The sequence below is a fragment of the Peribacillus sp. AS_2 genome (assembly GCF_026891895.1).
GTDB lineage: Bacteria > Bacillota > Bacilli > Bacillales > DSM-1321 > Peribacillus > Peribacillus frigoritolerans.
This window is the reverse complement of record NZ_JAPTGA010000005.1, coordinates 17,908-30,047: the sequence shown is the minus strand read 5'-3', so window position 1 is coordinate 30,047 and position 12,140 is coordinate 17,908. Positions and strand designations below refer to the sequence as shown.

The window sequence follows — 12,140 nt, the reverse complement described above, 5'->3', positions numbered from 1 at the left end:
GCTCAGTTAGTAGTTTACTCGTGAGTTTTACCGGTTTACTCGTGAGTTTTGCAATTTTACTCGTGAATATAATGGTTACTCGTAAGTTTTACCGGTTTACTCGTGAGTTCTACAGTTTTACTCGTGAATTCTACTACTTTACTCGTGAGTTTTGCCGGTTTACTCGTGAATTCTGCTGTTTTACTCGTGAATTGGCCACTTGACTCGTGAATTCAGCTGCTTTACTCGTGAATTTAATGAATTCACAGTAATCCCCTTTTGAACTTTCCATCAATCCAGCTCACTATTATGACGCCGGTTAGGGATTTCCCAAAGCAACTTCTCAACTCGCGCCCATCCACCTCATCACCTCCTACTCTTTTATTATGAATTCATTATAGTAAACTTAATATTTTTAAAAACCATATAATTTCATAATGTGAAATTATATGAAAAATTTATTTTTAATTGTGAACTATCAAAAGATCGCCCCGAAGAAATGACTTTCATTACCGCATTATCAAAAATCAGTGTTAAACTATCCATGTTCATTCATATTTCCAGCTTAATTAATAACGGCCTTTTTTTGTTCTTGACTTGAATAGATGAAAGTGGTGAGGAAAGTTTCAATTTTGCGTACATTTAGAAAGTTATACCAATTTTTTGTGGATATTCCTTTAAAAAAGAGTGTGGTTTTGAATTACCGCTACGAGGTAAAAGCTGTAATCGGAACAGGAAGCTACGGTATTGTTTATCTTTGCAATGATTTGAAAATGAATGAAAATATAGTGATCAAACAGCTCCGGAAAAGTAAACGCCGCAGTAAAAAAGAGCTGAAACAATTTGAAAATGAAATTTCCATATTACGAATGTTAAACCACAGAAATATCCCTAAATTTCACGAGAAATTTTCGCAAGATGGAAATGTTTATTTTGTGATGGATTTCATAGAAGGGAATAATTTAGAAGACCATATTTTCTCGAATCAATTAACGTTCAATGAGAAAGAGTCTCTACATTTTCTGGTTAAGCTGGTCGATTTAGTATGTTATCTACATGAGCATGACATTTTCCATCAAGATATACGTATACCGAATATTCTACTTAAGAACCATCAGCCCATTTTGATAGACTTTGGTTTGTCCAAGATGATCAATTCCGCCAACCTCGCAAAAGAATCCATTTTGCAGCTGAAAAGGCAGGATTTTTACGACTTGGGGGAAATACTTCTATATGTACTTTATACGACGTACGCTTCCAAAAGTAAAAAAGCACTTCCTTGGACAGAAGAGCTTTCGTTAGAAAAAGAAACCGTGCATATACTGAAAAGGTTATTAAGCATCCAAGAACCTTACTCAAATATTAAAGATATCTCAATGGACCTTCAGGCAGTATTGAAGTCAAAGAATTGGAATTAGCTGCTGCTGCCCCGCCCTTTTCTTTTGTAGCGGTCACTTCCACTCATGGGATACCTTTTGTACCCCCGGCTGCTGCTGCTGCTGCCTCGGCGATAATGCCCATGTCTTCGCTCACTGCTGCCTTGGGAAAGCTGTTTGATTTTTTTCATTATTTTCTTCAGCATTTCTTTCACCTCTTTTATTTTGGTTTTAAAGCCTGTTATTCATTTAGCCTAACATAGTCACAGTATAAACCTTATTAATAAGTACTATAATTTTTTTTCATTTGTGTTACAATCCATTACTGCTTCATAGATTCGGCTTTTTTCATTGTTGGTCATGGGAACGCCCTGATCCCTTTAATTTATGAAACTCCAAATGGCTCTTACAACATACGAATCGATGACAAAGTCGATTTTTTATCTTTCCCATTTCTTAGTTACATTCGGAATATATTATCTGTTTTTCGAATCAGTCAGTAAAAAAAACCTGGCGCATATTTCATCGCCAGGTTTTTTTCTTCGTTCACCTTTTATTTTACAGCTTCTTTTAATTCCTTTCCTGCTTTAAAAGCAGGTACTTTACTAGCTGCAATTTGTATTTCTTCGCCAGTTTGCGGGTTTCTTCCTGTACGGGCAGCACGGTCACGCACTTCAAATGTACCAAAACCAACTAATTGGATTTTTTCATCTTTAGCAAGTGTAGCCGTGATTGTTTCAAACAATGCATCCACTACTTTTTTTGCTTCGTCTTTTGTCAGTTCAGCTTGTGCTGCAACACTGCTCACTAATTCTGTTTTATTCATATGAACACCTCATCCTTTTATTTTGTATAAAATATGTAGAGAAGACAACATAACATATCTTGTATGCCTCTGTCACTTATTATGGCTAAATAAAAGGAAATGCAGCTCAAAATTGATCTTTCTTGCAAATAAAAGGGCCTTGATCAACATACTAAGCACGGTCTGACTCTTGTTCAACTTTCTGCAGTTTCGAGCTGCAGCCATTGATAGACGGTATCCATATCAATGTTTTCTTCCAGATGAGAAGCCAAAAGATTATACGCTTCCTCCCTGCGCTCCGAGTCGCTTTGAACGTTTTCCTTCACTTCATCCAACCCCTTGTTCCGTCGAATTTGGTTAACCAGTAATCTAGTGAACAAGCGATTATGGAATATTCCATGGAGATATGTTCCCATAACTTGGTTGTCATTGGAAATGGCTCCATCCTCTCTTCCATCCTTCAATAATAGAAAGGGCCTTACTTGTGACTTCAATGTCGTTCTGCCTAAATGTATTTCGAAACCGTTAAGATTCATTTGACTTTCCATTATCCCAGCAGAAAGGACACCTTCCATTTGTACCGTCTTCTTTTCTGCTTGAAAGACGGTTTCCACCGGAAGAAGCGAAAGCCCTTCTGCGTTCTCACCATCACCCTCGATAGCATCAGGATCGAAAAGTTTAGTCCCTAGCATTTGAAAACCGCCGCATATGCCGAAGATCATCGTTCCTTGTTTCCGCCGTTCATCGATGGCCCGATCAAATCCCATACGTTTCAACCACTCTAAATCTTCCATCGTGTTTTTTGTACCCGGCAAAATTAGCAGATCGGGATTACCTAACTCATGGACACTGCTAACAAGTCGGACACCTACTCCCGGTTCGTCGAAAAAAGGATCCACATCTGTAAAATTGGAGATCCGCGGAAATCTCAGGACGGCTACATCGATCGGAAACTCAGCCTTTTTAGGTTTTTTAAAACGTAAGGAAGAGAGGGCAAGTGAATCTTCCGCTTCAATATTCACGTCTAGATAGGGCAGCACCCCGAGGACCGGAATCCCGGTTTCCTTTTCCACCCATTCAATGCCATCGTCCAACAATTCACGCATGCCACGAAATTTATTGATGATGATCCCCTTTACACTATCTCGTTCTTCTTTATCCAATAAGGCAAGTGTCCCGATAATGGACGCAAATACTCCACCACGATCAATATCGGCCACTAAAATGACAGCCGCATCCGTGAGTTTAGCCATTCGCATATTTGCAATATCCCGGTCCTTAAGGTTAATTTCAGCAGGACTTCCTGCCCCTTCGAGTACTATGATGTCATATTCATCTTGTAGTTTTTCCACCGATTTACGGATGATGGGCATGGCTTCCTGGACAAATTGGGACCGATAGCTTTTTGCATTCATATCAAGAAAATGTTTTCCGTGAACGATCACTTCCGAAACCATATCCTGCTTTGGTTTCAGTAATATCGGATTCATATCAGTCGTTGCCGTTATCCGTGCTGCTTCCGCCTGTACTCCCTGAGCCCGTCCGATTTCACCGCCATCCAAGGTTACATAAGAATTCAAAGCCATGTTTTGTGATTTGAAAGGGACGACACGTAATCCTTTATTGGAAAATACCCGGCAAAACGCCGTACAAATCAAACTTTTCCCTACATCGGATGACGTCCCTTGTATCATGATGGATCGTGCCTTCATTACGCTCACCCCCTAAAACTCTAATCCTTTGACAGCACCGATACCCTCGTCATAATAATGCTTGGTCGCCTCAATCGATGAAACCAAATCCGCCATTTCCATAAGCTCTGGCTTGGCGTCCCTGCCGGTAATGACTATATGCATATGAGCGGGACGATTTCGTATTGCATCGATGACTTCAGCCAATGGCAAGACATCATCAATCGGGAATTTGGAAATGGCTAAAGCATTGTTCAGCTCATCCAAAACAAGTAAATCAATGCCCGGATCAGCAAGGGCAAGTTTCACCTTTTCCCAAGCTAACGCCAATGCATTGCGATGCTCTTCCGGGGTTTTGGTCCATGTGAAACCAATACCTAGCTGTTCCATTTTAACTCCTAACTTTCCCAATGCCAATGCTTCCCCATATGTACGCTCTGGAGATTTTATGAACTGAAGGTATTTGACATTCATTCCTCTGCCGATAGCCCTTAAAGTCACACCTAATGAGGCAGTCGTCTTGCCCTTCCCATTTCCGGTATAAATAAGCATTAATCCTCTGCGTGCCACTCACTCACCTACCCTCATAACCAAACTGTTTTTTCTATGTATGAAGTCCTTTTAGTAGCAGGAACCGGTTGATCTCCTTTTGGGTATCCGACAAAAATGGTGCCGATCACTTTTTTGTTATCCGGTGAGCCGATAAATTCGTGCAGGCGTTCATCCCTGACAAGACCCACTCCTCTAGTCCGCCAAACGAATCCAAGACCTAGCTCTTTTGCGGCAAGCCACATCGAATGGACAGCGCAACAAGACGCGAATACATTGTCTTCGGATGAATCTGGATCATCCGGCAAAATATCAGAAGTCACGACAATGATGAGCGGTGTCGTCTTAACAACTTCCAGTGAACTCTCAATCAATTTTGGTTTGGTAGGGAAGCGCTCATGCAGATACCTTTCTGCCAAACTTTCATACCGGTGCTTCGCTTCTCCCTTGATTACATAAAAACTCCAAGGTTCACGCAATCGGTCGTTAGGGGCATACGTAGCCGCTTCCAATAACTGCCTGATTTTTTGATCTTCCACTTCTTTTTCTTCGTAATTCCTTATCGCCCGGCGTTCCTTCAATTCTTGAATGATGGACATTCCAATTCATTCCCTTCCATAATGGACTCTGATTCAATCACTCTTTCAAACCATTGGATTTTTTCTCTTAATTGGACGACATCCCCTACTAGAAAGATTGACGGATTTTGAATTTCTTCTTTTACAGCCTTCGAAGAAATCGAACTCAAAGTACCGGTGATCGTCCTTTGTTTATCTGTCGTGCCCCATTCAATGACGGCCACTGGCGTTTTACCATCCCTGCCATGCTCCATCAATTTTTCACAGATGAACGGCATATTACCAATTCCCATATAAAAGGCAATGGTATCTATGCCTTGAGCCAACGCCTGCCAATTCAGGTTATCCTGCCCCTTGTAATCACGGCCATGGCCTGTCACAATGGCATAACTTGAGGCATGTTCACGGTGGGTTACCGGGATGCCCGCATAAGCCGGTGCTGCGATTCCTGCTGTGATTCCTGGGACGATATCATATTCAATCCCGTTTGCAGCCAGTATTTCCGCTTCCTCACCGCCCCGCCCGAAGACAAATGGATCTCCACCCTTCAGACGGGTGACGTTTTTCCCCTGTAAGGCTTTCTCCACTAAAAGTTCATGTATTTCATTTTGAATGAGATGATGTTTCCCTGGTGATTTCCCGCAATACACCAGTTCTGCATCTTCTTTTGCATAGTTTAATAGTTCTGGATTGACAAGCCTGTCATATGCAATGACATCCGCCTTTTGGATACATTCCAGTCCATATACAGTAATCAATTTCGGATCTCCGGGACCCGCACCGACCAGATGAACTTTTCCCGGTTTCATGCTCGCGCCTCCTCTTAAGCTTCAAAAAATACCTTTTACTAGTTGATAGTTTCATGGGCAGATCTGTTTTTTTGTTTTAAGCAAGCATCAATCCAGTTCTTTGCAAGTGTTGGATTGGAAGCAAAATGAAAGTGGGTATACCCAGCAACAAGGTTGTCCAATACACACCCCTCTTGTTTCGAACCGAATCTGCCTTTGGCTTCATAAGCATGTGTAAGATCAGCATCCGCTTCAAATGTCGAGTAGTGGAATTCATGACCTTTTGCCTGCTCCATTTCGTTGATCAAAAAATTGCCTGGAGTTCCTGTTATTTCACGATATCCTAGTGCTGCCAGTTTTTTCTGCATTTTAATCCTGCCCGGTATCATTCCTGCCATCTGATGCGTTTCTCCGGAAGTCGTTTCAATCGATTTGCTCAAAAACATGAAACCGCCACATTCCGCAAGAGTCGGCATCCCCTTTTCTATGGTGCTTCTGATGGATTTGATAGCATCCACGTTACCGGAAAGTTCAGCTGCAAATTCCTCAGGAAAACCGCCACCAAGGTATAAACCATCAGCATCCAATGGTACTTCATCCCCGTTTAATGGAGAAAAATACTTGATGTTCGCCCCATATGCTTCAAGCAGCTCAAGGTTTTCCTGATAATAAAAATTGAAGGCTGCATCTTTTGCGACGGCAATGCACACGTCACTTTCATTTTGATGTTGAAATATATTTGAGTTCCCACTGGAAACGGGATCTGTCTTTGACAATCGGTATAACTGATCGATATCGATTGTTTCCATGACCAATTGTGCAAGCTTATCGAAAAACGGATTTAGTTCCCCGCGTTCAATCGCAGGAATTAAACCTAAATGACGGCTTGGAATATCAATATCCAATTCCCGCTTCATATAACCGAGCACCGGTACATCGCATTCTTGCTCAATGGCTGATTTGACGATTTTGTAATGGCCTACACTTCCCACTTGATTGGCAATGACCCCAATGATGTTAGGACCGGTCGAAAAGTCCTGAAATCCTTTTACGATGGCAGCTGCACTCCGAGCCATGCTGGCACAGTTGACTACCAACAGGACAGGGCTTTGCGTGATGATGCTGATTTCAGCTGTCGATCCTGTATTGGCTAACGGACTTTTGCCATCGAAAAAGCCCATGACTCCTTCGATGATTGATATATCAGCTCCGGTACCTGCTTTGTTAAGAATTTCCCGGACAGTGTCATGTTCGAACATCCAACTGTCAAGATTGCGTGAAACCCTTCCTGTAACTGCAGTGTGATAAGTAGGATCAATATAGTCAGGACCACATTTGAACCCTTGAACGGTATAGCCTTTCTTCTGGAGGGCTGCCATGATTCCGATGGTCAATGTCGTTTTTCCGACTCCGCTTCCGGTACCCGCAATTACCAGTCTTCTATCATTCATATTTCTTCTCCCCCTTAAAAAGGAATGACCCCAACTGAAATGGTTACGTTTCCTGATTTTTTCTTAACAAGCTCCAATTGTTCAGCATTGGTATAGATCCTCACAGCCGGTTCACTCACACCATATGCACCCGTGTATTTAAACACTGTATCCGATGGCGCCTCGATTTTGGCTTGATTAAGCTCTTCGGGTTCATAATGCACGAATTCCCAGCCGTATTTTTCAACTACTTCAATCAATCCGAGTTCGTCTTTCTTCAAGGAAATTGTACAGATAGCCTTAACGCTTTTTAATGAAAATGATAATTCGACTAGTGTTTCTGCAATCACCTGCTCAATTTCAGCCGCCGCCGTTCCCCTATTGCAGCCGATACCGAGGGCAATGACCTTTGGACGATATACGATCCCATTTTCAAGGATCCTCATTTCCGACTCGTTAAGCATGCGGTGAGTCACGACCAGAGCTGCTTGCGGCTTTGCTTGAAGCGCTTCTTCAATGGATGGGTATACGATAATTCGTTCAGGTAATGCCGTATCATAATGCCACCAGTTCCGTTCACCTGATTCCTGTACAACGGCAACATGCTCTTCATTTACTACGGACGCACTTACTGGCGTCAATTTTTCTGCTGAATCCCAAATCCAGCCGAAGCGCTGGCCGAATAAGTCGACAGGAATCGTTTTTTGTACATCCGAAGCCGTCGTGATTATGGCTCTTGCATCAAGCGCTGCAGCCACTTCCTTTGTCAGTTCATTTGCCCCTCCCAGATGCCCTGAAAGTACACTGATAACATTTTCCCCTTTATCATCAATGACTACGACACCTGGATCCGTTTTCTTATCCTTCAAAATTGGTGCAATCATCCTGACTACTGCCCCGAGAGAAATAATTAGTATGATTCCTTTATATTCCTTGAACAAAGCTGGTAATAGCATACGGACACTTCCCGAAAAAAGCTGGATCCGTTTATGCTCTTCGTCCCCTTTTTCAAACTTGCTCATGTAATATAGATCGGAATTCGAAAAAACGGTATGTAATTTTCGCGCCATCTCGACACCATGCTTTGTTATCGCCACGATCGCATAAGTATGGGACCGTTTAATGGGAGCAAGTTCCGCTTCTTTCAATTCAATGATCATGGTTTAACACCTTTTCTGAAACCGTGGGTAAAACTCGCATCATATAGTTTGGAACGGTATTCATCTTTATCATGGATGTCAGGGTCCAAAGCCCATCCAGCCAAAATCATCGCGTGCTTGCGGATACCGTTTTGACGCATGGCATCATCTAAGTTCACTAAAGTGGTACGGACAATTTTTTGGTCCGGCCATGTTGCCCGTTGAATGACTGCGACCGGTGTTTCATCCTTCCAACCTGCTTCCTGAAGTTCTTTAACGATTTTTTTTGTCAAGGTCGCACTCAAGAAAAGGGCAATCGTACAATGATGACTAGCCAAATCACGTAATTTTTCAAATTCCGGAACAGGCGTACGTCCTTCAGCCCTCGTTAATATGAGTGTCTGGGTTAAATCAGGGATAGTCAGCTCTGCTCCTATTGCTGCTGCTGAGGCAAATACCGAACTCACTCCAGGGATCACCTCATAACCAATACCCTCTTTCTTCAATAGGACAATTTGTTCCATGATTGCACCGTACATGGCAGGATCCCCTGTATGGATTCTGGCAACCATCTTTCCTTCTTTAACACGATCGACCATGATGCCAACAATTTCTTCCAAATGCATTCCAGCCGTTTTTAGCACCTCAGCATCGGGTTTTGCCTTAGCAATCAATTCTTCATTCACTAATGAATCCGTATATAAAATCACATCGGCCGTTTGGAGAATGTTCAATCCTTTTACAGTAATCAAATCCGGATCACCCGGGCCGGCCCCTACAATATATATCTTCATTTTCTCACCACCATCAATGTTAAGTATTCTAGTTCAAGTCCTTCCAATTCACTCACTTTCCAAATCACTTCTTCATCGGAAGTGACTTTGGTTACGACCGAGGCCTTTTCAAGTAAGTCCAAATCTTTTAAAACGGAAATCATTAAATCGATGACCTTTGCCACTTTGATGAACACCACGGCATCATGATCTTCGATCGCCTTCTTCATCGCTTCATAATCATCCCTTGCAGGAACTATCGCAACATGATCATCACCATCAGCCAAAGCGATGCCCAGCCTTGACGCTGATCCATTAAAGGAAGAAATGCCCGGGACCGTCTTGATTTCGACTTCAGGATGCAACTCCTGCATCAATTTCATCATATGTATGAACGTACTATATAAAAGCGGATCGCCTTCCGTAACGAAAGCTACATCTTTTCCTTCATTTAATTTTTGCCAAACCTTTTCAACCGTTCCATTCCATTCCCGATCCAAGATGGCTTGATCTTTCGTCATCGGAAAAACAAGGCCCAGCATCTCCTTCTCTTCAGGACGAATGTAAACTTCAACAATGCGATGGGCGTAGCTTTTACTCCCTTTTCTTTTTTTGGGATACGCAATGACCGGAGATTCCTGAATCACGCGAAATGCCTTTACTGTAATTAGCTCTGGATCGCCCGGGCCCACGCCAAGGCCATATAATGTACCAAGATTACTCATTCATGTCTTCCTTTCGTTGTGCAGTAATGATATAAACCGGATTAAGAGGTACAAATCTGTTCATTCCCAATATTGGCTTACTTCTGGAGATTTGCGCATGCATGATGGAAGTGTGAAAACCAGCTTCAGCAAATGCCTCATTAGCCCGGTAAAGATTCTCAATCGTCGCAGCATTCAGAACGATCCTGCCGCCAACTTTAAGCCGTTTGCAGCAAGTATTGATCAGCTCTGCCATTTCGCCGCCGGTCCCGCCAATGAAGATTGCATCAGGATCCGGAAAAGTTTCCAATCCCTGCGGGGCTTTTCCATGAATAGCCGTTATATCGGTACGGAATTTATGTTGGTTTTGATAACAGTTTTCTAAATCGGGCTCATTTTTTTCAATTGCGAAGATTTGACCTTCCGATGCAAGCTTGGCCGCTTCAATTGCCATTGAGCCCGTACACGTCCCAACATCCCAAACTATGCTGTTTTTCCTTAGCTTCAACGCATGCAGACTTAGTACCCGAATTTCCTTTTTGGTTATGAGGCCTTTGTCCGGCTTACGCTGCGAAAATTCTTCATCCTCTATCCCCAAGGACCAGCTTGGACCTTCTGATTTTCTTTTCAAAATGACGACATTCAAGGGAGAGAATTCCCGCTCCGTCATTTCATCTAGTTCATACCAGCCAGATTCTTCGGCTTCTCCTTGAAGGTTTTCAGCCACAAATGCCCGGTATTCAGTCATTCCGAATGAAAGGAGATATTTAGCCAGTTGATCAGGACTATTTTCACTGTCTGTAAGTAAGGCCACTTTCGCTTTCCCATCAATTCTTTGGGCCAGCCCTTTCATGCTGCGGCCATGAATGCTGACGAGAAAGGCATCTTGCCAGCTTTCCCCCATTTTTGCGAAAGCAAGCTGAATTGAACTGAAATATGGGTAAACCTCCATGTTGATTTTGCTGGAAAGATAGCCTCCCATTCCATAAAACAGTGGGTCACCGGAAGCTAAGACAACCGTTGGACGAGTTTCATCCTGCAGTTGCTCCACGACCTTTTTCAAGCCGCCCTTTATGACAATCTTCTTGCCAGAATAGTTCGGAAAGAAGGATAAGATCCGTTCACCTCCGACCAGCACTTCACTTTCTTCTATCCATTGGGCATATTGAGGCAGTAAGCTTTCCTGACCGTTATCCCCTATCCCAATTAATTTAATCGATTGACTCAATTCCAACAGCCCTTCCCAGTAATTGTCCTTTCAACGAATAAATCGCCGTTTCCATTTCAATGCCGCCCTTCACCTGGTTAATGGCAGAGAGACAGCAGGATTCACATAGTTTATTAAAAAAGTCAAAGTTATTAATGGCTGACATCATATCCCCGACTTGTGACGCAGTGTTTGCATTCTTGATTTCAAGAACAAGATCATCTTCAGCTCCGACGCTTTGGGCTATTTCCGATAGGAAACCAAAGTCGACCGGGGCACTTTTTGAATGCACCATCATCACACCTTGGGCCACTTTGGAGAATTTACCCATCATGCCGACCAGTGATACCTTTTTAATTCCCTGCCTCTTACATTGCTTAAGTGAGAAGCCCACAAAATCACCCATTTCAATAAAGGCTTCCTCAGGTAGGTCTGGAAGAAGGCCCATTGCATACTTTTCACTGCGCCCGCCAGTCGTTAAGACTAGATGCTCACACCCACTCGCTTTGGCGACACTGATAGCCTGGACGATACTTGCCATATAGGCGGAACTGGAAAAAGGGACGACAGTGCCCCTTGTTCCCAAAATGGAAATGCCTCCCACAATCCCCAAGCGGCCATTTAATGTCTTTTTCGCTATTTCTTCACCTGCGGGTACGGAGATGACGACTTTCACCCCTCTATTGATCTTAAATTCTTCCAATGTTTGCTGCACAGTGGTTAAAATCATTTTGCGCGGTACAGGATTAATAGCCGCTTCCCCTATAGGAACGGGAAGCCCGGGTTTGGTCACACGACCAACTCCGGTCCCTCCATCCAAGATAATCCCAGGTGCATCGGACCAGCTGACAGTAGAGATAATATGGGCCAGATGTGTGGCATCGGGATCATCTCCGGCATCTTTAACCGTTTCTGCACTAACCGCATTTTCCGATATTTCATATTTCTCAATAGTGAAAGTGGCATCTCGGCCAATTGGCAAGGAAATCGTTGCCTCCTCTAGTGCATCCCCCGTGATCAATGCAGTCAATGCCGCTTTGGTCACGGCTGTCGAACATGCTCCCGTCGTATATCCATGACGCATTTGTGAGGGGTCTTTTTTCACTTTCTTTTCCATGTTT

14 protein-coding genes are annotated in these 12,140 nt (G+C 43.1%); 2 read left to right on the top strand and 12 right to left on the bottom strand.

The window, feature by feature from the left end:
* Positions 1–20: 20 nt before the first annotated feature.
* On the top strand, positions 21–203 hold the full coding sequence (locus OTG27_RS10330) for a hypothetical protein (protein ID WP_268936848.1): 183 nt from the start codon (positions 21–23) through the stop codon (positions 201–203).
* Positions 204–668: 465 nt separating this feature from the next.
* Entirely contained in the window at positions 669–1,397 is a 729-nt protein-coding gene (locus tag OTG27_RS10325) for a protein kinase domain-containing protein (RefSeq protein ID WP_268937056.1), read from the top strand.
* Here the strand turns inward: OTG27_RS10325 and OTG27_RS10320 are convergent.
* From OTG27_RS10320 to OTG27_RS10265, 12 genes are all read right to left on the bottom strand, one after another.
* Entirely contained in the window at positions 1,394–1,561 is a 168-nt protein-coding gene (locus tag OTG27_RS10320) for a hypothetical protein (RefSeq protein WP_153246085.1), read from the bottom strand. The two genes, OTG27_RS10325 and OTG27_RS10320, sit on opposite strands and share 4 nt — an antisense overlap.
* 347 nt (positions 1,562–1,908) lie before the next feature.
* Complete coding sequence (locus tag OTG27_RS10315; protein ID WP_034312477.1) at positions 1,909–2,181, bottom strand: HU family DNA-binding protein; 273 nt, start codon at positions 2,179–2,181, stop codon at positions 1,909–1,911.
* A gap of 173 nt (positions 2,182–2,354) precedes the next feature.
* A complete protein-coding gene (locus OTG27_RS10310) occupies positions 2,355–3,872 on the bottom strand; it encodes a cobyric acid synthase (protein WP_268936847.1) in 1,518 nt (505 codons plus the stop codon).
* Positions 3,873–3,884: 12 nt separating this feature from the next.
* On the bottom strand, positions 3,885–4,421 hold the full coding sequence (locus tag OTG27_RS10305) for a cob(I)yrinic acid a,c-diamide adenosyltransferase (protein ID WP_048678477.1): 537 nt from the start codon (positions 4,419–4,421) through the stop codon (positions 3,885–3,887).
* Between the two features lie 14 nt (positions 4,422–4,435).
* Complete coding sequence (locus OTG27_RS10300) at positions 4,436–4,999, bottom strand: nitroreductase family protein (protein WP_057275916.1); 564 nt, start codon at positions 4,997–4,999, stop codon at positions 4,436–4,438.
* Complete coding sequence (gene cobA / locus OTG27_RS10295; RefSeq protein WP_063593325.1) at positions 4,978–5,787, bottom strand: uroporphyrinogen-III C-methyltransferase; 810 nt, start codon at positions 5,785–5,787, stop codon at positions 4,978–4,980. The genes OTG27_RS10300 and cobA overlap by 22 nt, the downstream gene beginning before the upstream one ends.
* Positions 5,788–5,825: 38 nt before the next feature.
* Entirely contained in the window at positions 5,826–7,217 is a 1,392-nt protein-coding gene (locus OTG27_RS10290; protein ID WP_106026515.1) for a cobyrinic acid a,c-diamide synthase CobB, read from the bottom strand.
* 14 nt (positions 7,218–7,231) lie between these two features.
* Positions 7,232–8,356 carry a cobalt-precorrin 5A hydrolase gene (locus tag OTG27_RS10285; RefSeq protein ID WP_268936846.1) on the bottom strand — a complete coding sequence of 375 codons (1,125 nt, stop codon included), beginning with the start codon at positions 8,354–8,356 and terminating at the stop codon, positions 7,232–7,234.
* Positions 8,353–9,129, bottom strand: a complete 777-nt coding sequence (cobM, locus tag OTG27_RS10280; protein WP_048678465.1) for a precorrin-4 C(11)-methyltransferase — start codon at positions 9,127–9,129, stop codon at positions 8,353–8,355. The genes OTG27_RS10285 and cobM overlap by 4 nt, the downstream gene beginning before the upstream one ends.
* Positions 9,126–9,833: a precorrin-2 C(20)-methyltransferase gene (gene cobI / locus OTG27_RS10275; protein ID WP_057275921.1), complete on the bottom strand. Its 708-nt coding sequence runs from the start codon at positions 9,831–9,833 to the stop codon at positions 9,126–9,128. Before cobI ends, cobM begins: the two co-directional genes overlap by 4 nt.
* Positions 9,826–11,040, bottom strand: a complete 1,215-nt coding sequence (gene cbiE / locus OTG27_RS10270; protein ID WP_268936845.1) for a precorrin-6y C5,15-methyltransferase (decarboxylating) subunit CbiE — start codon at positions 11,038–11,040, stop codon at positions 9,826–9,828. Before cbiE ends, cobI begins: the two co-directional genes overlap by 8 nt.
* Positions 11,024–12,136, bottom strand: coding sequence for a cobalt-precorrin-5B (C(1))-methyltransferase (locus OTG27_RS10265; RefSeq protein WP_268936844.1), 1,113 nt, complete (start codon positions 12,134–12,136; stop codon positions 11,024–11,026). Before OTG27_RS10265 ends, cbiE begins: the two co-directional genes overlap by 17 nt.
* Positions 12,137–12,140: the final 4 nt, after the last annotated feature.